The organism is Paenibacillus sp. Soil750, assembly GCF_001428045.1.
GTDB lineage: Bacteria > Bacillota > Bacilli > Paenibacillales > NBRC-103111 > Paenibacillus_E > Paenibacillus_E allorhizoplanae.
The window spans coordinates 267,716-292,661 of sequence record NZ_LMSD01000001.1 but is presented as its reverse complement, the minus strand read 5'-3'; the positions used below and the strand labels follow the sequence as shown (position 1 = coordinate 292,661).

At 44.5% G+C, this 24,946-nt stretch carries 17 protein-coding genes; 1 reads left to right on the top strand and 16 read right to left on the bottom strand.

The features are described 5' to 3' along the window. Positions 1-98: 98 nt before the first annotated feature. The 11 genes from ASL11_RS01235 to ASL11_RS01185 all read right to left on the bottom strand — a co-directional run bounded on the left by ASL11_RS01235 (position 99) and on the right by ASL11_RS01185 (position 12,935). The gene (locus tag ASL11_RS01235; protein WP_056608815.1) at positions 99-1,439 is read right to left on the bottom strand and encodes an FAD-dependent oxidoreductase; all 1,341 of its coding nucleotides are present in this window, start codon (positions 1,437-1,439) and stop codon (positions 99-101) included. 32 nt (positions 1,440-1,471) lie between these two features. Beyond that, on the bottom strand, positions 1,472-2,293 hold the full coding sequence (locus tag ASL11_RS01230) for a carbohydrate ABC transporter permease (RefSeq protein ID WP_235550334.1): 822 nt from the start codon (positions 2,291-2,293) through the stop codon (positions 1,472-1,474). A gap of 16 nt (positions 2,294-2,309) precedes the next feature. Further along, complete coding sequence (locus ASL11_RS01225; RefSeq protein WP_442953007.1) at positions 2,310-3,200, bottom strand: carbohydrate ABC transporter permease; 891 nt, start codon at positions 3,198-3,200, stop codon at positions 2,310-2,312. Positions 3,201-3,398: 198 nt separating this feature from the next. Continuing rightward, on the bottom strand, positions 3,399-4,748 hold the full coding sequence (locus ASL11_RS01220) for an ABC transporter substrate-binding protein (RefSeq protein ID WP_056608809.1): 1,350 nt from the start codon (positions 4,746-4,748) through the stop codon (positions 3,399-3,401). Between the two features lie 119 nt (positions 4,749-4,867). Then, complete coding sequence (locus tag ASL11_RS01215; RefSeq protein WP_056608804.1) at positions 4,868-6,463, bottom strand: response regulator; 1,596 nt, start codon at positions 6,461-6,463, stop codon at positions 4,868-4,870. Then, the gene (locus tag ASL11_RS01210; protein WP_056608802.1) at positions 6,460-8,181 is read right to left on the bottom strand and encodes a histidine kinase; all 1,722 of its coding nucleotides are present in this window, start codon (positions 8,179-8,181) and stop codon (positions 6,460-6,462) included. Before ASL11_RS01210 ends, ASL11_RS01215 begins: the two co-directional genes overlap by 4 nt. Before the next feature lie 384 nt (positions 8,182-8,565). Beyond that, positions 8,566-8,931, bottom strand: a complete 366-nt coding sequence (locus tag ASL11_RS01205; RefSeq protein ID WP_056608800.1) for a hypothetical protein — start codon at positions 8,929-8,931, stop codon at positions 8,566-8,568. 521 nt (positions 8,932-9,452) lie between these two features. Further along, positions 9,453-9,668, bottom strand: a complete 216-nt coding sequence (locus ASL11_RS01200) for a GntR family transcriptional regulator (RefSeq protein WP_082595190.1) — start codon at positions 9,666-9,668, stop codon at positions 9,453-9,455. A gap of 216 nt (positions 9,669-9,884) precedes the next feature. Then, a complete protein-coding gene (locus tag ASL11_RS01195; RefSeq protein WP_056608793.1) occupies positions 9,885-11,045 on the bottom strand; it encodes an SMP-30/gluconolactonase/LRE family protein in 1,161 nt (386 codons plus the stop codon). A gap of 31 nt (positions 11,046-11,076) precedes the next feature. Next, complete coding sequence (locus ASL11_RS01190) at positions 11,077-12,087, bottom strand: zinc-dependent alcohol dehydrogenase family protein (protein ID WP_056608789.1); 1,011 nt, start codon at positions 12,085-12,087, stop codon at positions 11,077-11,079. Then, entirely contained in the window at positions 12,084-12,935 is an 852-nt protein-coding gene (locus tag ASL11_RS01185) for an SDR family NAD(P)-dependent oxidoreductase (RefSeq protein ID WP_056608786.1), read from the bottom strand. The genes ASL11_RS01190 and ASL11_RS01185 overlap by 4 nt, the downstream gene beginning before the upstream one ends. Before the next feature lie 278 nt (positions 12,936-13,213). Here ASL11_RS01185 and ASL11_RS01180 point away from each other — a divergent pair, with 278 nt between their 5' ends. Further along, on the top strand, positions 13,214-13,873 hold the full coding sequence (locus ASL11_RS01180) for a TetR/AcrR family transcriptional regulator (RefSeq protein WP_056609585.1): 660 nt from the start codon (positions 13,214-13,216) through the stop codon (positions 13,871-13,873). Positions 13,874-13,954: 81 nt separating this feature from the next. Here ASL11_RS01180 and ASL11_RS01175 read toward each other — a convergent pair whose 3' ends face one another. The 5 genes from ASL11_RS01175 to ASL11_RS01155 all read right to left on the bottom strand — a co-directional run bounded on the left by ASL11_RS01175 (position 13,955) and on the right by ASL11_RS01155 (position 24,928). After that, positions 13,955-18,757: an OmpL47-type beta-barrel domain-containing protein gene (locus tag ASL11_RS01175; protein ID WP_056608783.1), complete on the bottom strand. Its 4,803-nt coding sequence runs from the start codon at positions 18,755-18,757 to the stop codon at positions 13,955-13,957. A 92-nt stretch (positions 18,758-18,849) separates the two neighbouring features. Beyond that, positions 18,850-20,538 carry an extracellular solute-binding protein gene (locus ASL11_RS01170; RefSeq protein WP_056608780.1) on the bottom strand — a complete coding sequence of 563 codons (1,689 nt, stop codon included), beginning with the start codon at positions 20,536-20,538 and terminating at the stop codon, positions 18,850-18,852. Positions 20,539-20,654: 116 nt separating this feature from the next. Beyond that, positions 20,655-21,530, bottom strand: a complete 876-nt coding sequence (locus ASL11_RS01165; protein ID WP_056608777.1) for a carbohydrate ABC transporter permease — start codon at positions 21,528-21,530, stop codon at positions 20,655-20,657. Positions 21,531-21,545: 15 nt separating this feature from the next. Then, on the bottom strand, positions 21,546-22,436 hold the full coding sequence (locus ASL11_RS01160) for an ABC transporter permease (RefSeq protein ID WP_082595219.1): 891 nt from the start codon (positions 22,434-22,436) through the stop codon (positions 21,546-21,548). A 236-nt stretch (positions 22,437-22,672) separates the two neighbouring features. Then, entirely contained in the window at positions 22,673-24,928 is a 2,256-nt protein-coding gene (locus ASL11_RS01155; protein ID WP_056608771.1) for a helix-turn-helix domain-containing protein, read from the bottom strand. Between the last annotated feature and the right edge of the window lie 18 nt (positions 24,929-24,946).

The following is a 24,946-nucleotide window of genomic DNA, read 5'->3' as shown; positions in this document are numbered from 1 at the left end:
TCTCCCTTCAAATGTAAATCATTTTCAAAAAACACTCGACACCTCGTCTATAAAGTCACCTCCTTCCTCATTTAGCGCCACGTATATACCTTTTTTCATTACTGGTTCAACACATGTGTTTCCTTAACAGGACCTTCTACGAATTGGCCTCGCGTTTGCAGGATATAACGTATCTCTTCGGCAGAAATCATACGAACATCGCTGAAGCCAGATTTGACGGTTAAGGCTGCTGCAGTGCCTGCTGCTTCGCCAATAGCGCTAATTCCTGACATGACACGGTAAGAAGCGTGGGCCTCAAAAGTACCACTAATGCAGCGTGAGCTTAACAGCAGATTGTTAAATCCTTTGGCGATGAGGCTGCGATAAGGAATATGATAATACCCCGGGCTTGGCAAAATCGTCATATACTCCTGGTGATTTTTATTCCCATCCGGATCATGGACATCCACATCATAAGCACAAGCAGCCACCATATCATCAAACTTGCGTACTTGCAGACAGTCTTCTCCGGTTAACATATAGTCGCCGATAACTCTGCGGCCTTCACGTACCCCTAGCTTCGTAAAAATAGTCTCAATCTTCGCATCTCGAAATGCAGGGTGCTCCCTGATCGCTTCAACTAATTCATACACTTGAACTTTGCCGATTTCAAACGCACGTTCAACTGATCCTGGTATGGTGGGATCAACATCGCTTATCGCAGTCGAATTAAACAGGAATGCTTTCCCATCTGGATAAGGAAATGCTAATACGCCCTGACGCATATTCGTGCTGTTCTTTCTCTGTTTCATCGCAATATAATAGGGCTTGAGCGTCTCTTCCAGCCAAAAAAAGCAGCCCCAGCTTGTGACATCCTTTACTTTGAACAGCGAGGGGTCGAATCCAGTCAGCTTGAAAGTAACCGTCGCCATCTGCATCTTTCCATCTTTATCTCGCCCCTTTTGAAACTCAGCTCCTGCCAATGCAGATAAATTCCCATCAGCCGTCCCGTCCAGGAACACGCGACCAAATATACGCGTTTGCTTAGATCCAGTGATCGTAACTGAACGAATATTCCCATCTTCCACCTGTACAGCGTCCACTTCGCAGTCCGTCCATACGGTCAGATTTTTCTCCTTTTGAATTAATCGATGATAGGTCTCTTTTAATTCCTGTTCGTCATAGCTGGATACTGTTTCCTCGTCAAAGGTCAAGCCAGTATTCTGGTAGGCCTGCGGGAATAATTCCTTATGAATCCCCGTGTTCACACATCTTCCATCATGATCACGAAACTTACATACTAAAGCTATAGCGGCATGGACGCCTGTTCCGCCAATCTCACTCATTTTTTCAATAAGCAGCACTTTACTGTTTAATCTAGAAGCAGCTAAAGCTGCACAAATGCCACCTACGCCTGCCCCAACAATCACAATATCAAAATCGTTTGTAAACTCATTCACAGATATCACTCCTTTATTAAATTTCGCTGCTGTTACCCTTTCAGGCCGCTGCTGGCAATGCCTTCAACAAAGAATCTTTGGAAGATGGCTACGACGATAATGAGAGGAAGCAGCGCCGATACCGAAGCAGCCATAATCAGCGAATAATTTGCACCGTACTCATCTACAAAACTGGAAAGACCTATCGGTAGTGTGAACAATTCACTCGAACGCAGGAAGATCAACGGATTCTCATATTCATTCCAGTGCCATGTAAAGGTCAGTATGAGAAGTGTCACGATGGCAGGCTTCGTTAATGGCAAGCAAATTTGCCAATAGATCCGGAAGAATCCCGCTCCATCCGCTTTTGCCGCTTCAAGCAGCTCATTCGGAATTGTACTGAAAAATTGCCGCATCAAGAACGTTCCGAATACAGTGAAAATTCCCGGTAAAATGACGGCCCAATGGGTATTCACCAAGCCAACGCGATCGAACAGGATAAACCTAGGGACAAGCAGTACCTGAGCAGGTATGATCATCGTGGCCAAGTACATCAGGAAGATTAGATCTCTTCCCTTAAAGTTCAATTTAGCGAACGCGAACCCAGCCAACGAGCTGGTGATAATGGAGCCAACAACCGTAAAGAAAGTGATTTTGGCCGAGTTCCAATAAAACAAAGCAAATTTATATTTGCCACCCCAAACCTCTTCATAATTCGAGAGAATCGGATTTTGCGGAATCCAATTGATCGGGTATTTGAATAAATCAGCTTGGATTTTGAAAGACGAAGAAATCATCCAGATAAACGGGATCAAGACCAATACACCCAAAACCAACATCACAAGCGTTACGCTTAATTTTCGCAAAGATACCACTACGAACACTCCTCCATTAAAAGTGCTGCTGCCACTTCTTCTGACTGCGCCATTGAATCAAAGTAATCGAAAAGATGATGATGAACAAAACCCATGACATTGCTGCCGCATAACCCATTTTATAATTCTGGAAGGCAGTGAGATAAATATGATAAGCAATAACCATCGTAGAGTTGACCGGTCCGCCTTGTGTCATCACATTCACAACCGCAAAAACCTGGAAGGTGGAAATAATCAGTGTAATAGCAATCAAAAAGGTCGTAGGCTTCAACATAGGAACCGTGATTTTGAAAAACTGTCTCAATCCTGTGGCTCCGTCAATTGAAGCCGCTTCATATAAATCTTTGGGGATTCCTTGTAGTCCCGCCATATACAGCACCATCGTATATCCAATGTAAGTCCACACGACCATAATGATGATAGCCGGCAATGCCCACGCTGTGCTCCCCAACCACTCGGGAGGATTGGCAACCCCCAGCGATCTTAGGAAGGCGTTGATCGGGCCATCTTGGGCATTGTAAAGCACGCTCCATACCACAGAAACAGCCACCAAACTGCTGACATAGGGCAGGAAAAACAAAGTTCGCAATAAACCTTTGGCATAAACATGTCGATTGAGCAGCACAGCTACAACCAAACCTATCGCCATTGCACTGGGCACCGTTACGCCTGTCAAAATAAAATTGTTCTTGAGTGCATGCCATAGGTAAACGTCATTCACTAATTTTTCAAGATTCCCTAGTCCAGCGAAACTCAGCCCAGCAAAGCCCTTTAAGTAATCCCAATCTGCAAATATCAGCATAAAACTGAAAAGCAGAGGTAGAATGACGAAGAAAAAAACGCCGAGAAAGTTCGGCAAAATAAACAAATAACCCGCCAATTGTTCCTTCATGTTATGTTTGGACACTCGTCGCATGATGCCACCTCATTTAGCTATATTCAACCCATACCCGTATCATAAACAGTAGCGAATCAGAGTGGAATGGCGTGATTTAGGTTGTTACAGCGTTGATTTTAAGATGTAGGTAAACAAATTAAAAAAATATAAAAAGAACCCGGCAGACTTCAATTCGAAGCCCGTCAGGTCCCTTTTATAAAACAACCGTTATTTTTTTTCAGCCTTAATCGCTTGATCCGCTCTTGTCTTCATATTCTGAATGGCTTTGTCCAAGGGCTGCACACCCATGACATATTTCTCTGTTTCTTCATTAATAATTTTGGTCATTTCCGGTAAAGCGGTGGAAATCGTTTGAACCGGGAACGTATAATCGCCCTTGATTAGAGACTTCAGAGAATCCACATTAATCAAGTTTGCTGCATCTCCGACCATAAGCTCAGCCACTTTATCCACATCGATTTTCTTGGAAGATGGCAAACGTCCACCCGGAATCATGAGAAGATTCCCTTCGGTTAGGTACCACGAGATAAATTGAAAGGCTTCGTCTTTGTTCGTGGACGTATTGTTTATCGACATAAAGTCGTTGAAGCCTGCCGTATTCACTTTGCCGCCTTTCTCTAACTGAGGTACCGGTGCAAAAATGGTTTTGAACTCATGCGGGAAGCTTTTCGTATCTTTCACATTCCTTAGCAGATGTGTCCCTCCGAAGATCATCGCCGCTTTACCGGTCAGAAGCTCATTTGGAGGAAGCAGTTTGTTGGCGATTATTTCCGGCCACTTGACCGATAATCCTTTGTCCTGCAGCGCTTTTTGATATTCCAAGCCCTTCTTGACGGCAGGACTGTCGAAGGTGGACAATCCATCCGCAGTATAATAAGAATCTACCGGCTTATTCTCAAGAATGGCAAAACGCACCATATTATCATCTGGAACCTTGATAAAGCTGCCCTTCTGGTCAGGTGTATGCAGCTTCTCGGCAAGCGCCATGTAGTCATCCCATGTCCATCCTTGAGCCGGAATCTTCTCTCCCGCTTTCTCCAAGGCCGTTTGATTAATCATAACGGAAGATAATAGCTTCATAGCCGGTAAATAGTGCGTTTTCCCTTTATACGGGACGACATTATCTTTGCCGATGATATCATCCACATTAAGCTTATATTTGCTAATCAAATCATCCAACGGAAAGGTGACCCCCGCGTTCGCACGGCGATTGTAATTCGTTTCTCCATAACTGAAGAAAATGTCCGGAGCATCGGTGTTGCTGATAAGAGCCGTATCGAGCTTTGTGTTGCCACTATCGTCGTTCACGTAACGTGTATATTCCACTTGGATATCAGGATGTGTGCTGTTCCATTTCGTGACCACATCCTTGGGTCCGTTCTCTTCAGGAATGCCGCCCCACATCTTAAGTTTGACGGCTTTCTTCGGAACTGCGGAGCTGGCAGTAGTCGCTGCAGTGGGAGATGAGCTTGTTTGGTTGTCGCCTTTTGCACAGCCGGAAAGCATCAAACTAAATGCCATTGTGAGTGATAGTGCGGAATAAATCGATTTCTTCATACAGGTAAAACCCCTCTCTTACTTGTTATCATCCGTTTGGAACATCATTAGCATAGCAAAGTGACTATTCCTGCGTAATGAACTCATTTAAGATCTTACCTGTCTTGTTTTATCCACTTTTAGTGAATATAGCGCTTACGATATTCTTGCGGGTATATGCCTTCAATTTTTTTAAACAACTTAGCGAAATAATTAGGGTCCGAATAGCCGATCGCGTCCGCAACTTCATAAATTTTAACATTGGGATCCTTGAGCAGTTCCCTGGCTTTCTTCATTCGTATACGGATCATGTAATCGATCATCGTTTCGCCCGTTTCTTTCTTGAATAAGGAGCTTAAATACGGTTCCGTAAAATTAACTTCTTTGGCCAAGTCGGACATTTTAAAGGAAGTGCTGTACTTTTCTTCGATCATTCTTTGAACAGCTCTAATTTCGGGTCGAGGCTGATGAACCGTGCTTGCGCGCAAATGCTCGAAGAAGACGGAAATCCAACCAATCAACCACTCGCTTATTTCTTGTATGGACTCAGATGTCCTCACGACATGATGAGGATACTTCCCTTCGTAGGGCTCAATCGAGTAAAGGTCCCCACCTTTATGTTGAAGGAACACCTCGAATTGATGCACAATATGCAGCCAACGTTCTCTTGCTAGATCTGGATAAGGTCTGGGTACACCGTTTTCTAAATAGGCATCAGCCATATTCCTTACTGCATTCTGAAGCGCTTCTTTGTCTTGCCGAGCCATCAAATCGAGCCATTCATCCTGTGACGAAATGGGCAAAGCATGATTCACGAACATTCGTTCTCTATGGCGAATAACACGATTCGAGTCATTGTAAAATCTCTCCAAAAGCGCTTCTTCAGCAAATCTACACGCTTCAAGCAGATCATATGCTCGTTCAACAGGGGAATACGTACCGAAATAGACAGGCAATTTGAGATAACGTTGTATACATTCCGTCATCTCCTCAAGCATCGGCTCGGACCCCATGCCGGATATCATACCAAACCGCCCTCCATCCATTTCCACAATGTGTCCTGCTTTATATTTGCGCATGATTTCCCGAAGAACATTCATCACGGAAAAGCGCAGCAACTTTTCACTCTGAAAGCGATTCTCATCTACAACAGACTCGTATCGGTCGATTCTCATCACAGAAACCGTCCATGGAAATGACGGAAGCAGATCCGCATATTCCTCTGAGAGTTCATCCGCTTCCCGCTTCGAGTATTGCATGGTCATGAGATCACGCAATTGCTTTTCAATCGTTATTTCTTGATGGTATTGGAACGCAGTCCGATTCAGTTGTAATGTTTCCTCCTGCTTTTTACGCTCGTTCTCGATTTCCGCTTGCATTTGCTGCAGCTTGGATTGAAGATCTTCCGGTCTCATGGTCAGCTTCAATATATAGTCGGAAGCGCCAAGTTGTAAGGCCCGCCTTACATACCCGAAATCATTATAATTGGATAAAATTAAAGTTTTGATGTGCGGATATAGTTCCTTCACCCGTTCCATTAGCGAGATTCCATCCATGTTCGGCATGGAAATGTCCGTAATCAAGAGATCACATGGCTTTTCAGCAAGAATGGCAAGCGCATCTACTCCATCCACTGCCTCACCGATCAATTCAAAACCGAATTCCTCCCAAGGAATAAACGTCTTGAGTCCTAGCCTCACCAGAAATTCATCTTCCACTAATAAAAGCTTGGTCATGCTGGATCCTCCATCCTGTTCCAAGGCAGCTTGATAACCGTCTCCACGCCGGCATCCATGCCATTGTGCATAAATAGCCCATGAGGTTCCCCGAAATGCATGCGAATTCGACTTTGAACATTTTCAAGTCCGATTCCACTATATTTCCCTTGCCTGATGGGATCGGATTTCTCAAGAGCATCGTCTGCAAGCTTTCTCTCAGACAGCCCTTGACCATTATCTGAAATCGTGACAAACAATAAACCGTCTTCCTGATAAGCCCCAATAAGGATGATTAAAGGCATACGGTTCCCATGGATAATGCTGTTTTCCACAATAGGTTGAAGGGTGAATTTAAGCATGCGCGCAGACAACAAACTTTCATCGACCTGAATAAACAAATCTATATTATCGTTAAACCGAATTTTTTGCAGTGAAAAATAGTGCTCTATAAAATCAAGCTCATCTCGCAGTGTGACAACTTCGCTCTCCTGCTTCATACTGTAGCTGAGCATAATACCTAAGGAAGTAATCATATCCCCAACGTTTTTTGCACCCGAGAATAAAGCCAGCCACTTAATCGAATTGAGTGCATTAAACAAGAAATGGGGTGAAATTTGAGCCTGGAGAGCATGAAATCTTGCTTCCTCTTTAAGCTGCTGCTCTTCTCGAAGAGTCTTAACCATCTCCTTCAAGCTTGACAGCATACGGTTGAAGTGATGGCTCAGCAGCCCAATTTCATCGTTTCCTCCCGCCAACGCAGGTTTTTCGAAATTTCCGGATGATGCTTTACCCATTGCCTGTACGAGTGAACGAATTGGCTTCATCAAACGTAAGGTAAAGAAGACATAGATGAGAAGAAAGAATGCGAATAAAACGATGACACTCCATGTCGTTGTGGAACGTACGTTTTTCAACTGCTGCATCCATTGTTCTTGCATGGGGATCCATCGCAATTGCCAACCGGTTGCTTTTAACGTTTGTGCAAATGTGGATCGTTCCTCTCCCGATTCAGTCTTGTTCCACAATTCATCCTGTCCCCAAAGCAGACGGTTTTTATCGGATATCAGGAATTGGGCAGGGGAATCCTCCTCTAAGCCATTGGAAACCAGAAACATTTCCTTGATTGGGAATGCGATAAAGACTAAACCGTACCCCTTTGTCGTCTCTCCCTTAATTAACCGGGTCATGGTAATAAAACCCCCTTCTTGGTTCCCTTCAAGGCCTTTCACTTTCAAAGAAGGGTTCACATCCCAAGCAGGAGCACCATTTTTTTCTTTGGCTTGTTTCACATAATCCGGCATCACTTTAAGAATCTCTTCGTCTTGATTGGTCGCATAGATACTGCCATTAAATCCATAAACCGCAACAATAGCATGGTTGTCCAAAATATAGGAGATCAGGTTGTCCATCTTGCTCTGTAGACCAATTACCCTCTGGAAGGTTGGATAATCATCTAAATCCGACTGCCCCGAACTTCTTAGCAATTGCAAAACATCATAGTCGTTCATGAGCAAATTCGAAACATTTAACGTCCGATTCAGCATATCGTCGGCTCGATCCGTAACCCGCTTTAGAACCTGAGTTTGTGTGTCTGTCATTTGTCTCATAAATATTTTGTCAGATTGAACGAAGTAAAGATACAACATTAATAAAATAGGAATCACAATAAACAACGTAAATACAAGTAAAAACTTGAGTCGAAGCGAGAAAAATAACTGCCTTTTGTTTACTGTCATTCCTCTCTCCCCTTCGAAAACAATGTGCAATGGCAACCGTCCACTGAACGGTTGCCATAATGATTTATATAGGTAGTATTATAACTCACAGATTACTTTTATAACTAGGTGCTGTTTAATGTTAATACAAGGTTATATTTAATGTAAGATCAGATTGATTACCCGGATTCTTATTAGTGCCACATAAACAAAAAGACTGAATTCATGAGAAAAACTTCTATCGAAGTCCTTCGAGGATGAGCGACCGCGTTCTCAAGGTTGTTTTTATCGCCAATAAGAATTTGTTCTTCCGTTTATCGGAAACTTATAAATTCTTATGTGGTCAAAAAAACGGAGCCGCGTATGCTACGCGATCTCCGTTTTATTAGTTTTCCTATACCAAGCTTACTTCATTACATTTACAATCATCTTATCGCTAGATGTGGCTCCCGCATAGTTATCGTTGGATAGAACTGGTTTATCCGGCGCTGCTTTCGTGACTGTTACAACGTGCGTACTGCTCGTCGTTGTGCCGAATGCATTAGTAAGCTCCGCAAAGTAACGATAGGTCCCATTCTTTTTGCCGTAAACTGCGCTTACTACCGTTTGTGCGTTTGGTGAATTGTCAGTAAGGATTTTCGTATCGATTAAAACATCATTCTCGTAAAGCTTATAAATTCTACCGTTTTCTCCGTACCACATGTTCATCGTAACATTGTACTTACCGTTTTGTAGAGCTGTATCGTACCCATTGTCATCGGATAGTACCACTGTACCCGGTTTAGCTTTACTTTTTGCTCAATATTGTTCACAGTTGCCGTTGCCGTTCCATGATTTCCTGCTTCATCGACGAATTCGAAGGTAATATCGCTCACGTGAAAACGTAGTAAGATCCGTCTGTGAATACGTATATTTGACGGGCAGATCAGTTAATTCCGTAGAACCGTTCTGTTGATACGCAAAAGAAATTTCGTAATACCCCGGCTCTGGAGGCGTCCAGCTCCAGCCTGTCTCGATACAGGTACTTGTGCTACCAATTTATTGTCAGAATTGTAAGCGCCGCCAATCCCCCAGATTCCACCAGCTAGCAAATTTATTGCTTTTCAACGTAAAAACAACCGGTCCCAGCGATTGGTTCTACGCTTCCGCTTTCACATCATCGTAGTATAGTTTTCCTCTTGCTGGTGTCGCAGCATTTATGCTGGTATGGGCAATATTTCGAAAATCAGTGGAAAAAGTTGTAATAGGCAACACCAGGCTCAACGCCGTGAATTCGCTTACAATTTACTTAATTATTTTCTTTTTAACCAAGTCCATTCAACCTCCTTGGATTTTTTGCAAGCTTCCCGAATCAGCATCTGACTAACGCCGTAACGATTGGATAAATCGACGATCCGCAAGCTTACGCCAGGTTTAAATTCACCTGATAAAATATCTTGGCGCAATTTATCGCGAACCCGTGAATAAGTTGTTTCATTTAATGCTGATTCTGGCGTTATATTCATCATTTTTTCTCCTCTTAAATGTATTCATTTGATATTTGGTATAATGTCATATCTGAGCTAAGCATGTAAACGTCATTTTTGATATTTGATCAAATATCAAAAATATAAAGGATCATATAAAAAACGGTAGAAAGAATTCTTCTACCGTTTTTGGTATTCCATTGGGATACGGACTGTACCACTTGTTGACTTCCTTTGTTATATGCTCTTGGCCATTAGTCATTTGGTTAGAAGCACGCGATGAACACCTCGACTACCTCCAGGTGCTGTTCCTATATATAAATATCCGTTATCGCTCGCAGCCGTAGTTACACCATACAGTGAGCCTTCCGGATCGTGCCAACTTTCAATAAGCTGCCCTTGCGGATTGAGCTCCACAGCAAGCCCATGCTTCGCCGGTGCGCTTGCACCGCTTAGCAGCGACTCCGGTAATTTGGCCATAATACCGGCCAACCATGGGCTACGATGCATCTGATCTACGAAAGAAATACGAGTCGTGAAGATCCCGACCCAGAAATGACCTTGGTCATCACGTGTAATATTGTCGGGAAAGCCTGCGAGATTGTCTGCGAAAATATCAGATGTCCCCTTCTTGGAACCCTTGAGCCAGTATCTGGTCAACTGATAATGATATGATTCTGCCACAAGCACAAAATCTTCATCCGCAGACAAGGCAACCCCGTTCGCAAAATAGAGGCCTTCTAGCAGAACTGTCGTCTGTTTGGTCAATGGATCGTACTTCAGCAAACGTCCATGCGGTTTGTTCTCGGCAATTTCTCTGAAAGTCACACGGCCATAGTTCGAGGTGTCGGAAAAATAAATCGAACCATCCTTGGCAATATCAAGCTCGTTAGCTAAATAGATCGGCTTGCCGTCTACTTGATTGGCCAATACCTCTATGCTCCCCGATGGGTTTATAGATAGCAGTCCCTTCTTGACATCAGTAACGATCAAATTGCCATTGGCATCGAATATAAGCCCATTAGGCGTTCCTTTGGTGTCTGCAAACACTTGGGCCTTTTGTGGATTGCCCTCTGCATCGAAAGCAACCTTGTAAATTTTCCCGTCTGAATCTCCTGTGTATAGCTGGCCTTCCTTATCGAAGGTAATGAATTCCGGGGATTTAGGGGCATCAGTAACAAGCTGAGCAGAGCTGAGTTTGTTGTTCTGTTTCCAAGGGCCCGCTTCCTCAAAAGAGGGGGCCGTCGGCGCGGACCATTTTGCCGGTTCGATCGGTGAAGGAATAAGCAAGAAAATAATGACTCCAAGAAGGAGCACTGCAAACAGCGATAGCCCCAATCTGCGCACTTTACGTGGTGAGCGTTTAGGGCGATTCACGCCTTCAGGAGATTTAACGGAATGAACTTGTGTATTTGGCATTAGAGTGCCTCCTATGTCTTTTAAGCGAGAATTAAATTTGGACTACGATTTTTCCGAAATATTGCTTTCCTTCAGCCAAGAGCGCGAATGCTTCGCCAATTCGATCCAGAGGGAATACACGGTCGACGACGGGATGTAAACGATGATGGGCAATCGCTCGATTCATCTTTTCAAAGTGATCCCGGTTGCCGACTTGACTGCCGCGAACCGTTGCGGCTTTCTGCAAGATGCCCGTGACATCATATTCCGGAATGGTCAAGCCCGATAAGAACCCGACCATACTCAAGGTCCCTCCAATGCGAAGCGCATTTATGGATTTGGCCATCGTTGCCGCTCCTCCAACATCTAGAACATGATCGACGCCGCCAGTCAGTTCTAACACTGCTTTATCCCAATCGGGAACTTCCGAATAATTGATCGTTTGCCATGCACCGAGAGCTTTTGCTCGTTCCAGCTTGTCGTTGCTGCTCGATGTGATGATCGCTCGTGCTCCAGCCATAAGAGCGAATTGAAGCCCGAAGATAGAAACCCCGCCTGTTCCTTGCAGCAGCACGGTATCCCCCGCTTGCAAACCACCGTATTCGATTAGCATGCTCCATGCGGTTAATGCCGCGATCGGCAAGGTGGCAGCCTCCTCATAAGAGAGGTGATCGGGAATATGGACGATTCCGTCTTCATGTAGAACGACGTACTCCGCCGCTACTCCGTTCAGCGGACCTCCCAGACTGTCTTCTAATACCCCCGGTCTTGGGTTGCCGGCAGTAAATCGCTGTTGCAAATTACCCGCTACTCGGTGTCCGACCTGAAACCTTGTTACTCCTTGGCCAACGGCTACAATTTCTCCCGCTCCGTCTGATAATGGAATGAAGGGGAATTTGATTTCAATCGGCATTAATCCGCTGAGGATCACTAGATCCCGGTAATTGAGAGAAGCTGCCTTCATGCGGATCAGCACCTCACGGGGGCCTGGCGTTGGTATGTCGAGTTCCGTTAAGTTTAATTCCTCAAAGCCGACGCCGTTTGTCATTTGTATAGCTTTCATCGAATTGTCCTCCCTGCAAGATCAGATTGATTACCTGTATTCTTATAATTATTAGTATTGCCGGATCCTCCGCGTGGACGAAGCATGCCTCCAACAAGTCGAAGACCTTGCTTGCGTGTTATGAATCGCGATAACTGCGCCCCGATATAATTCTGCACACCCGGAACGACGTATATTTTCCCTTCCTTCAACGCACGAAGTGCAACCTCTACGACTCTTTCCGGCGTATCTTTCTTTCCGACAGAGGCTTCTTCCGTTCCTACAACATTAAAGAAGCTGGTGTCCGTCGAACCGGGACAAAGTGCGAAGAATTTGATACCGCGGTCGCGATTTTCCCACCATAACGCTTGCGTAAACGACAGGACGAAAGCTTTCGTCGCCCCATATACGGCCATAAAGGGAAGCGGTTGAAATCCGGCGGTTGAAGCCACATTAATAACTGCTCCTGAGTTTTTGCGCAACATGTTTGGCAAGAACAAGTGCGTCATATCTACAACAGTAGCGACATTCAGCATAACTTCTTCATGTTGACGCTCACCTGACACTTGCTCGAACAAACCATGTGTAGCAAAGCCAGCATTATTGATTAGCAGTTCGATATCCACTTTCAAAAGTTCACATTGACGATATAACTCGCTGGGTGCGCCCTCTTTCGCAAGATCCATCGAGATAACCTCGGCTTTGATGCCATACATCTTTCTAAGCTCATCTGCCAGACTCTCAAGCTTACTCGTTGATCGAGCCACGAGTACCAAGTGGCTGCCTTGTTTGGCCAGTTGTCTAGCGAATTGCTCTCCAATACCGGAAGAAGCTCCCGTGACAAGCGCCCATTTCCCTTGAATTGTCATAACTCTACTCTCCTTTTAGTTACTACGTTATTATTTAGAAACAATGTTACCAGTTAGTCAGAAGTAATCCCCAACTCCCAAGTTAAGTCAAGAATCGTTTTTTCGGTAACAGTGTTTCATTTGAGATTCATTGTAACCTGCCTTTTTGGGAAAGTCAACATGCGCATTCCCACATTCTCGGTCTCATTGACATCTCTCTAACAACTGTTTAGAATTTCTGGTAAGAGAGTCAGAAACTTTGTTTCCTGACAAAAACACGAGAACCTAAGGTGATGATTATGAGCGACCAAGATATCCCTTCCAATACAAACACACGAATTTTGAAAACCTACAAAGAAGCTCGCTTGCAAAATAATGAAAATCTCCGCAAACTGGTTGTTGATGTGGCGGCAACGCTCTTGCAAGAAGAGGGCCCAGAAGCCGTTACGGTACGCAGAGTAGCCCAAGAAATGGATTGCTCTACAAAAATTATTTATAGCTTGTTTGTCAATAAAGAGGGTTTGGCACAGCAGTTGTACTTGGAAGGTTGTATGCTTCTCGCTAACGAGTTCGAGGGGACATCACAGACGAATGATCCCGTACAGCACTTACTGAATTTAGGCGAAGCCTTTTGGCAATTCGGGCAGCATTACTCCGGCTATTATAAGTTGATGTTCGGAGGAGCCTTCGCCGATTTCAAACCGGATGAAGAAAGCATGCATGGCACTTTAACAGCCATGAGGCAATTTGTGATGGCGATTAGCAAAGCGCAAGAGCAAGGACTGATTCCAGCCCATTATGATGCCGAATCCGTTGTGCGTATATGCTGGGCCTCGCTCCACGGCGCTATTCATCTGTACATGGGTGGGCACTTGGGAGATGTACAATCAGCCTATGCGGTATATAAGCAAACGTTATCTTTGATTGTCAGCTCATTGTTGCCGGATCATAGCACCTAAAGTGACAACAGACTGAAATCACTAAAAATACGGAGCCGCGTATACTACGCGTTCTCCGTTTTTAGTTTTCCTATACCAAGCTTACTTAGTTACATTTACTATCATCGTATCACTGGATGTGGCTCCAGCATAATTGACAAGCTCACCGCGATATTGATAGGTGCCTATTGCTTTATTCGTTATGGTCGTTACTTCCGCTTGGGCATACGGTGTATGATTTGTCAGTGCTTGTGTATAGATAAGAACACCGTTCTCATATAAATGATACACCCCGCCATTGGTTCCCCACCACATGTTCATGCTGACTTTGAAATTTCCGTCACCATCCCAGTTATCGTTGGATAAAACTGGTTTGTTCGGCGCTGCTTTCGTGACTGTTATAACGTGCGTACTGCTCGTCGTTGTGCCGAATGCATTGGTAAGCTCCGCAAAGTAACGATAGGTCCCATTCTTATTGCCGTAAACTGCGGTTACTACCGTTTGTGCGTTTGGTGAATTGTCAGTAAGGATTTTCGTATCGATTAAAACATCATTCTCGTAAAGCTTATAAATTCTACCATTTCCTCCGTACCACATGTTCATCGTAACATTGTAATTACCGTCTTGTAGACCTGTATCGTACCCATTGTCATCTGCAAGGATCGGCATACCCGGTATGGCTTTACTCTTCGATACGATATTGTTCACAATCGCCATTACTGTGCCATGATTTCCTGCTGCATCGACAATTTCAAAGGTAGAACTGCTGTTAAAGTAGAACGTATAGCTGCTTGAACCCCCGTTGTTCGTGATCGTTACCGGTTCACTCGGTGTCATTGTTGCGACAACTTCTTGTGTTGTTGGCGTTACTTGGCTGTATGCAAAAGTTGCGGTCGGTGCAGTCTTATCAATCTTAAAACTGATCGTTTTCGCAACCTCTTCATTGCCTGCATGGTTTGTCGAGCGATAGCTCAAAGTATAATTGCCATCTTGTTCAAAGGTAACCGGCGCTGAATACAACTGCCATGTTATTCCTCCATCGAGACTGTATTCTGTTTTCGCTACCTCGGACAAATTGTCGACCGCGGAGAGGCTTACTGTAACTGGACTCACGTACCAGCCATTTTGTCCATCTGGCTGGCCAGGTGAGACGTCCGCACTCGTAAAGGGTGGCGGTTTATCTGCCGTTACCGTTATCGCTATGCTCCCGACAAAGGGACCGTACGATGCTTGAATGATCGCATTGCCTTCCCCAATCGCCTTCACTGTGCCATACGTATCCACAGTTACGCTTGATGGATCAGATGAATGCCAAGCAGCTTTGCCTGATACATCTATAAACCCGCTTGCCGTCAGTCCATGGGCACCCAGAGTCTGGGTTTCTCCCTCCGTCATACTCGTTTGAGCTGCTTCAACAACTAGCCCATTCAACATCCACACTTTCCCATATTTCGCCGGATTTTTATCACTGCCAATCCCGCTGCTCCACTCAAGCCATCCAAGCCGACCGCTGCCGTTATTGTCGTTGACCAGTACAGACAGTCGAAGTGGACTTTTCGGATCATGTACATAAGGATACAACTCAGAAGAATTCACATGGATATAATAAGTCGTTTCATTAGGGACTGTTTGATCTACCTTGAAGGACGCGTACTGTGCTACGCTGTTGCCCGGTGTCCAATTGGTTGGTAAATTACCGCCAACATAAGGAACCGATTGTTTATAGAGCACTGGGCCCTCCGGTGTCAGTGCTGCCTGGAATTCCACCTGATCTCCCGTAAATCCCTGTCCGAATGTATCAATGGCGAACTGTATGCTGTCACCTTTCCAGTAGCTTCCGAGTGGATTATCCTGAACAAATGTCCCATCCTTCACACGAACGATCAGGTCTAGCCCGCTTTCTGAATACCCCGCCGCAAACGAAGCGTCAAAATCCGCTGGTTTCGTCGACTGGGCAGCTGCTTTATACGCCCAATTATCGGTAGTCCATACAGCATGGTCAGCGACTTCCAAGGTGGCAGGATTGAACAGTTCTCCGCTAGTTCCCTTCGACTCAGGGACATCGATTTGATTCGTATTACGGTCGAAATCCGAGATCAAAAACGGCTCTGAGATCGGAAGCAGCGCTAATGCTGCGCTATCCGCATTACTTATCCAATAAACCTTGCCAGGATGTATGCTAAGTAGGTAATTGGCACTTAGCACTTTCCCCTCCCAGTCAGTAACGAAAGTCTCACTCGTGAAAGCAGCCGCTAGACGCGAATCGATCGGAGCTTCTGAAGATGCGTCAGACCACACCCCTATGAGCCTGGCTCCGTCATTGTCGAGATCTACTGCTTTTTGTCCTCCCTCGAGAACATACTCCCCTTTGTAAACGAGCGACTGGCCAGCAAGATCGAGAAAATGGTGGGCTACTGACGCTGCGAGTCTCGGCTCCACTCGTGGCTTAGAGCGGAATAAACCCGATGCGTGCGTTACAGTTCCTGTGCTCTTGGCATAAGATAAAGTTTCCATCTCAGATAAATTCAGCATATGAAATAGGGCAATTTTTTGCGTTCCCCATTTGAGCTGCGACAGGAAGTCAACAATCATGCGCTTGGCGATCTCAGATTCCGTAGGCACTGTGCCTGTTACTGAATTGGAATTGACCAGAATCGCATGACTCTCCGAATCGGCCCACGGCTTGGATGCGATCCCAAAAGCCTGATCTATACGCTGGAATTCGCGCGGATCTGGCAGGTAACCATGCAGCGAGAGCTTATCAAAATAGGAAGCTCCGCCCAAGCTGAGCAGCTCTTTATAAAATGACAAATAGTTGCGCCCTGCAAGTCCGCCAATCCATACATCTGAATCCGGCTGCTCCTCTTTAATTGTCCGATACGCAGTTTTCAACAGCTCAACGAAACGCTCCGTTGAATCCAGCCAAAAAACGCTCAACCCCGGCAAGTTTGGCTCATTCCATACCTCCCACGTCTTAATACGACTATCGTACCGAGTAACGACGGCACGAACAAAATCTTCCCAGTCCTTCATATCCACAGGAGCATAAGCGGAATAGGCTGGCACACTAATATTCGCCTGCGTTTGCTCCGGATGCGGTGATGCCCACTGCGGCGTGTATAACAGATTTCCAATCATATCAAAGCCGTAACTTGACAGCTTGTTGATTTGGTCATCGAATCTCGACCACTCATAAACACCTCGTGACGGTTCAATCGCCCAGCTCGTATCGCGGAACTGCGATCCCCATGGCACTGCATGAATTCGTGCAAAGCGAAATCCCACTAAATCAGCCAGTTTCATAGCATTCTCGCCTTCCGAAAGCTGATAGCTAAAGCCCATCGTCGGCCATCTTTGCGAGACTGGTTTTGTTAGCCCCTGACTCACTACCAAGGAATACCGCTCACGAGCAAACGTAGTCAGATCCGTCTGTGAATACGTATATTTGACGGGCAGATCCGTTAAATCCGTACTACCGTTCTGCTGATAGGAAAAAGCAATTTCGTAATACCCCGGCTCTGGAGGCGTCCAGCTCCAGCCTGTATCGAGAAATGTCTGTCTAGATACAGGCACTTGTACTACTAACTCATTGTCAGAATTGTAAACGCTACCAATAATGGTGTTAATGGAACTCGCTACTGCTCCGGCGTTCAATTGATATACGACGGGGTCCCCCAGATTCCACCAGCTAGCAAATTTATTGCTTTTCAACGTAAAAACAACCGGCCCCAGCGATTGGTTCGACGCTTCCGCTTTCACATCATCGTAGTATAGTTTTCCGCTTGCCGGTGTCGTAGCATTTATGCTGGTAGTCGTCAAATTCAGCACAAGCGTGTTCGTCCCGGCCGGAAATTGGCTCCGATCAACGGTAAACGACACTTCCGTCCAATCCGCAAGGGACAAACCATCCGTCTTATCCGTCGTGTAGGAGCCTAAGAAAGTCCCATTGTTCTGGAACGAAACCCAAAACCGCGGTTTATTCCCCGAATAATCTGGCGATGCCTTCAGCTTGGCTGTTATTCGAAACGATGTCATATTCGATGGGAGCGTTATGGGACTCGAAACCCACCCCGCATATCCACTGCTGACACTGCCTATAAACACCGAGCGCAGACCGCTGCTTTTTTCATTCTCTGTATAATTCGCTACCGAAACGGGCGGATTGTTTGTGGACCCGTTCCACCACCACGTTTTCCAATCTTTTGGACTGCTAACACCATTCGTCACGGTCAATGTCTCGAAGCTCGGGTTCGAAACCGGCAGTTGCTGAATAACAGGGATCGGTTCTTCCGACGCTTCCACCATCACATCATCGTAGTAAATTTTACCGCTTACTGGTGTCGCCGAATTAATGCTGGTTGTCGACAAATTCAATACAAGCGTGTTGGTGCCTGCCGGAAATTGACTTCGATCAACGGTAAAGGAAACTTCCGTCCAATCTCCAAGTGACACCCCCTCGGTCTGATCCGTCGTGTAAGAGCCTAAAAAGCTCCCGTTGTTCTGGAACGAAACCCAAAAGCGTGGTTTGTTTCCAGAATAATCTTGGGATGTCTTCAGTTTGGCAGAAATTCGAAACGACATCATATCTGAAGGAAGCCTTATGGGATTCGATACCCACCCGGCATATCCCGTGCTGACACTGTCTATAAATACAGAGCGTTGACCGCCGCTTTTTTCATCCTCTGTATAACTTGCTGCCGAAATCGAAGGATTATTTACGGGCCCGCTCCACCACCACGTTTTCCAGTCTTTCGGACTGCTGATACCGTTGGTTACGGTCAGCGTTTCAAATCCTGGGTTCGAGACTGGCAACTGTTGTATAACCGCCGCATGTGCGGCACGTGCTCCAATGACCATAAAAAATAATAGCCCCATGACACAAACAAATTTCTTAAACTTCCTCATAATCCCCCTCCTCGTATTCATGCATGGATAAAGAAAAGCTGAGGACCGCAGATTCGTATAACGGCCCCCATCCTTTGTTAAATACGCGTTGCTTACTTCTTCATTTGCGCTTGTTTGGCCACGGTCTCCCATAAATCTTTCATCATGAAACTGCTGTCCTTATTGGTTTTATACCACTCAATTATGAAGTCATCCATTTGTTTGCCGCCCGCTTTATCCCATGAAGTCTGAACGTCCTTGTAGGCTTGTTCAACCGAGTATTTATCCCCGCTCAAGACTGATTTCAACCACGTATCGGTAATTTGCTTTTTGACAGTGTTAAATGACGTTTGCATATCTTTGGGGAAAGACGGTATCAGCTCTTGCAAGGTGATGAAACGATATTTTTTAGTCGAATCGAGATATAAGGACTCAGCTTTGTTGAACATATCCAGTCCTGCTTTTTGTTCTGGAATGTCGGGATTGAATTGATTTTGGAAGAACGAACACTTGCCTAGCAGCAAACGGGAATAGGATTGCGCATAGTCGCCCGCCCAGCTAATTTCTGCTTTCGTTTTATTAGGATCGATGATTTGCGGACATCCGTTTACATCCTTCTTATAATGCGTACCTTCCAATCCGAATAGGATGCTGGTACCCGTCGAGACACGATTCATAAAGTCGAGATATTTGATCGCTGCAACTGGATCTTTCGTCTTTGCATTAATCGCAGTTGTCATTTGCACTGGACTTTGTACATCCGGAATAAATTCGCCAACTGGACTTTTTGGCAGTGCGATAGGGATGACACTGGCATCTGGGACAGCCTTCTTCAAGGTTTGTATATCCGTTACTGTCGAATCAAACCAACTTCCTACAAAAGTTGGATAAATGCCCAGTTTGCCATTCAAAAAGTCTTGTTTGGCTTTTGCCCCATTTTTGTCATTCACAAAGTCTTTATCGATTAGTCCCTCATCAAACAAGCGCTTTTTGAACTCTGTCGCCAATTTCGCATTTTCAAATGCACGGGTCGGTTGATCGTTCACAAGACCGTATTGCTCCACAGGATTTCCGAACATCATATCGATTGCATACTCCGAACGATAACTCAATGCCATTCCGTATGTGTCATTCTTTCCGTTACCGTCAGGGTCTTGCTCCGCAAACGCTTTGGCTACTTTATACAGCTCCTCGGTCGTTTTCGGTACGTCGAGTTTTAATTTTTTCAACCAATCTTCACGGACGAAGACCGCATAACTTGGAAATGACTCCAGCACCCGTCCAACTTTGTACATTTTCCCGTCAGGACTGGTCCCGACTTTCTTCAATGCGGGATAATCCTGAAGAATCTTCTTATATTCAACGCTGTTCTTCTCGATCAGGTCGTTTAGCGGCATAAGCTGCTTCTGATCGATGAGCGGGTTCAGTATATTCGGATCAAACTCGTTAATAATGTCAGGCGCCGAACCCGATGCAAACAGTACATTGAATTTTTGTGCGGAATCGTTGCGCGGAATTGGCACATATTTGACATTCGCAGGGCCATTCTCGTTTATGAATTTTGTCCAACGATTATCTTCCAATGTCCCTTCTGCAGCAGGAATATTTCCACGATCATAAACCGATACGGATATATCCCCTTTCTTAACTGGCGCCGTTGATGCAGCTGGCGCTGTTGATGCAGTTGGCGTTGTTGAATTAGTAGAGGAACTCGGCAATTCGGTAGATTTCGTACTGCATGCCGTTAGAACCATTGAAGTGGATAATGCCATCGTTAGTGATGTCGCAAACCATTTTCTCATGTTTGATAACCCCTTTTGAATTCATTATTTGTTTGCCTAAGCTTACCTCATCGGATCTTTGAGAACCAGATTCTCCTTTGCAGCACCACCTCCTTAACGCATTCATTTTGCCTACATTAGCCTTTCACGGAACCAAGCATGACACCTTTGACAAAGTATTTTTGCAAAAATGGATATACCACCAGCATCGGGGTAATCATGACGATCACGCCTGCAGCTTTAATGCCTTCTTCCACCACATGAACCTGGTCGTCAGGCTGCACCATCATGGTTTGCTGCAGCACGCTTTGGCTTTGAATCATTTGTTGTACGAGAACGGTTAAGTTGTGCTTATCGGTATCGTTGATGTAAATCAGCATACTCATAAAAATATTCCAGTACGCAACACCATAGAAAAGCGTTAATGTCGCGAGAACAGGCATAGAAATGGGCAATACAACTTGAAGTAGAAGCCGTACTTCGCTGCAACCATCCATTCGTGCCGCATCGTCAATTTCAGACGGGATGTTCTCGAAGTACGTGCGTAGAAGCAACATGTTATAGGTACTTACTAAACCCGGTAACCATAGCGCCCAATAGGAGTTAACCAATCCTAAATTTTGGATGACCAGGAAAGTAGGGATAATTCCTCCCGTAAAGATCATCGTGAAGATCATCGAAAGCGTAAAGAAGCGTCGTGCATAAAAATTGGGACGTGATAAGGGATATGCAGCCATAATCGTGGTGACCAAACTTAACGTAACACCTACGAACGTGATCAAAGCACTGTTGCTGAAAGATCGGATGAGCGGTGTTCCCTTGATCAAAACGTTAAACGTTTCCCAGGAGAAGCCGATAGGCCACAGATTTACTTTCCCAGTTTCGATGGCGGATGAACTACTAATGGAAAGCGCAATCAAATGAAGAAGTGGAAACAAGCTAGTGCAGGCAATTAAGGCTAATACGATATAATTTATGATGTAAAAGATTTTATCTCCATTGGATGCACGCATCTCGATTCCTCCTTTCTAAAATAGACCCTGCTGAAAGCGACGTGCAATCCAATTGACAGAGAGCAGTAGAATTAAAGCAACGACTGATTCAAACATGCCCATTGCTGTAGTTAAGCTAAATTGCGCGCCTTGCAGTCCAACGCGATAAATATACGTGCTGATGACATCCGAAACGTCGTTCACCGCAGCATTTTTCAAGACGTAAATGGGGTCAAATCCGACTTCCATCACCCGCCCCATAGAAAGAATAAAGACCAAAATGATAGTTGGCGCAATTCCGGGAATCGTAATATGAATAATCTGTTTCCCTTTATTAGCACCATCCATACTTGCTGATTCGTACAACGACGGGTCGATTGTCGTCATTGCCGCCAAATAGATGATGGCGTTAAAACCCATATCTTTCCATATTCCTGCACTAACAAAGATGGTGATCCATGATTTGATATTGTATAAGAATGGAAATGGTTCAAGTTTAAAAAGGGTCATCAAATGACTTAACCAGCTTCCTTCGATTCCAAAAATACTAAAGACGATCCCACCGACAATAATCCATGAATAAAAGTAAGGTAAATATACAAGTGTTTGAACGATCTTCTTGAACCACATTTTTCTCGCTTCGTTCAAAAGAATAGCTAATAGGATCGGAAACGGAAATCCCACGAATATATTTAGAGAGCTAAGTAGAAGTGTGTTTCGGATAATTTTTAAAGAATTTGGGTCACTGAACAGCTTTTGGAACTGTTCAAATCCAACCCAAGGACTGTGGAATACGCCATCAAAAAAGTTATAATCTTTAAAAGCAATGATCAGTCCAGCCATTGGTGCGTATTTGAAAATTAAGTAAAATAAAATGACGGGTATGAACATCAGGAGCAATGGTATATTCTCCCTTAATCTCTTCATGTTGATTCCCCTTCGGTCTATTGCTTTCATATTGTTCCCTCTTTCTTTGTAGTTGCCTGCGATCCAACTGTACAACTGAAAGGTAAGTTGGAACAATCGTTCATTTTCCCTCGATCAACAATATTCGCAAATAAAAAAAGAACCGTCATCCCTGGCTTTTTCACCAGTGAATCCGATCCTATGGCCATCCAAATCCTATTCATCAACAAAAATATATCAATCAACAAAGTTCTTATTTATGATTTCACTTGAGCAGTCTTCCGAAAGTCTCCTGGTGTTTGACCAACCAGCTTTTTGAATGATCGAATGAACGTGTTCGGATGCAGATATCCGATTCTGACCGTAATCTCTTGTATGGAGTGTTCGGTTTGAACCAGAAGTTCTTTCGCATGTTCTGTACGTATTCGCGTCAAATAATCAATAAAATTCTCACCAATTTCTTCTTTAAACGTACGACTAATACTTTTCAGATGTACATGAAACACTTCGCTTAAATGAAGCAATGATAAATCCGGATTCTGATAATGTTCCTCCATATACAATTTAATTTTGCGAATAAGCATATGGTTGCTGCTCATCTCACGCAACGTCGCCATCGCTTCTGTTGTTTTCGTAAGAACATTTCTTAACATATCCTGTAATTCGTCCACCGTGTCCCAGTCGTCTACTACCTTTTGCAGTTTATCCTTCAAACCGTCTGCTCCCAGTTTTTGCACACCCGCTGGCAGGTCTGTAAACTCCTTATCAAGGAAAAATATCATGTAGCTCATTAGGTTGTCTAATTCCTTACGCGCATATAGACCGGCTCGAATACCATCGAAAAGCTGTGCGAAGCTAACCTGCCAATCTCCTTCCCCCGTTCGTAATGAAAATGCAATCGCGCGGATATATTCGAGAAGATCGAGTGACTGTTGCTTACTTTCAAGTTTAATCTGCCAATAACAGATCACACGATCCTCACCTAGTGTTGGTTTATATTGAAGTGCTTCCAACGCTTCAACGTAGGCATAATGTACAAGTTCAATACGATCGACTGCTGAACCTATGCCCATTGTAATATTAAAATCAAGGTAGGTCTTCACCCATTGCATCATGTCATTGGCTATATCACTCGCGATCTGCTCGGGCGTACTTTCAGGCGGTACTTTCTGGACCAAGTGCAGCAAAGTCAATTGATCTTTGGACGTCCACTCGGTCCATATGGTAACATTTCGGCCAAATGCGATTTCCTTTACTACGCTACACAAAACGAATTTAAGCAAATTTTGATCATGATCTGAATAAAGATTTGCGAATTTACTATATTTATTAATTTCCAGCACACTAACACATAGCGAGTCAAAATTACTTGGCATTCCGAGGCTCTCCATCTCTTGTTGCCACTCTTCGACCTTCAAGGGACGATTCCCATCCAGCCATTCGAAAAAGAAGTGTTTTCGCTTAAAAACTAAATCTTCCTCGTGCTGCTTCTGATAGGCATTTGACCTTTCCATCAAATTTACCAAGGCCGTATCGATGAACTTAAATTCGTCTTGATTGCCTTTACGGAACAGCTCGGCGCTTTTTTGCTGGGAGAATAATTGGATACGCTGTATGATCGTTTCTACTGGCTTATAGTTCCGCCTGGTAACCACAACAATCCATATCACACCAATACTAAAGAAAATCGCACAAACAAATATCCAATATTTCGATATTGCGGAGACAAGACGAAACAAATTACCATTCGCCACACTGCTGAAAATAGCCCATTCGGAATAATCAGAGTGCATCTTCGTCATTAGGGAATCGTTCCCATGAATACTACCATAAATAGGCGTCCCCTCGCGGTCATAAAGGCTGAGATGATTGGAATTTTCCGTCGTCAGTGTTTGAACGAAACGGGCAACCGCTTGAATCTGCACATTGACAACGATTAGTCCGTCATTACCAGAATTCAATGGGACATATCGCACTAAAGATACAAATTCGGTGGGTTCTCCTTGCTCCGTGTAACCTTTCCGCACTTCTGTCCATTGCTGATTTAGTCCGGATTGCTTCAAAGCTTCTACAATCAATTGCTTATCATTAAATGTAGCTAGCTTGGAAACGGAGTATGGTGTCTGCACCGTATCGTCTGACAGCCTATATAAATAGATCGAGTCGATGAGAGGCATCGTTGCCATGAGACTTTTTACTTTGACAGACGACAAATAGCCTGAATAAAATCGGTCGTCGCGTAAAGCAGGATTAAAAAAAGCAGATAGCATATCATCATCGCTTGCGATCTCATTCGTAATCGTGTTATCGATCAACTTCATTTGATTGTCAATGGACTGGAGCACTTGTTTGGTGAAAATTTTATTGGATTCGACCGCGGTTTTTCGAGATAGCTCACTGAATGCCATCAACAGGATAAACATAAGTAGAGGCACAATAAAAAGGAAAATCGTTACATAGGAAAACAGGAGACGACGAAACCAAGTCTTGTTCAGCGAAATATTCTTCATCATCGTTTAGTCTCCTTTTTT

Coding starts and splice junctions, on each gene's coding strand:
- ASL11_RS01220 (WP_056608809.1), bottom strand. CDS start 4,748: ATGAAGAAATCGATTTATTCCGCACTATCACTCACAATGGCATTTAGT.
- ASL11_RS01215 (WP_056608804.1), bottom strand. CDS start 6,463: ATGACCAAGCTTTTATTAGTGGAAGATGAATTTCTGGTGAGGCTAGGA.
- ASL11_RS01210 (WP_056608802.1), bottom strand. CDS start 8,181: ATGACAGTAAACAAAAGGCAGTTATTTTTCTCGCTTCGACTCAAGTTT.
- ASL11_RS01200 (WP_082595190.1), bottom strand. CDS start 9,668: ATGATGAATATAACGCCAGAATCAGCATTAAATGAAACAACTTATTCA.
- ASL11_RS01195 (WP_056608793.1), bottom strand. CDS start 11,045: ATGCCAAATACACAAGTTCATTCCGTTAAATCTCCTGAAGGCGTGAAT.
- ASL11_RS01190 (WP_056608789.1), bottom strand. CDS start 12,087: ATGAAAGCTATACAAATGACAAACGGCGTCGGCTTTGAGGAATTAAAC.
- ASL11_RS01185 (WP_056608786.1), bottom strand. CDS start 12,935: ATGACAATTCAAGGGAAATGGGCGCTTGTCACGGGAGCTTCTTCCGGT.
- ASL11_RS01180 (WP_056609585.1), top strand. CDS start 13,214: ATGAGCGACCAAGATATCCCTTCCAATACAAACACACGAATTTTGAAA.
- ASL11_RS01175 (WP_056608783.1), bottom strand. CDS start 18,757: ATGAGGAAGTTTAAGAAATTTGTTTGTGTCATGGGGCTATTATTTTTT.
- ASL11_RS01170 (WP_056608780.1), bottom strand. CDS start 20,538: ATGAGAAAATGGTTTGCGACATCACTAACGATGGCATTATCCACTTCA.
- ASL11_RS01165 (WP_056608777.1), bottom strand. CDS start 21,530: ATGCGTGCATCCAATGGAGATAAAATCTTTTACATCATAAATTATATC.
- ASL11_RS01160 (WP_082595219.1), bottom strand. CDS start 22,436: ATGAAGAGATTAAGGGAGAATATACCATTGCTCCTGATGTTCATACCC.
- ASL11_RS01155 (WP_056608771.1), bottom strand. CDS start 24,928: ATGATGAAGAATATTTCGCTGAACAAGACTTGGTTTCGTCGTCTCCTG.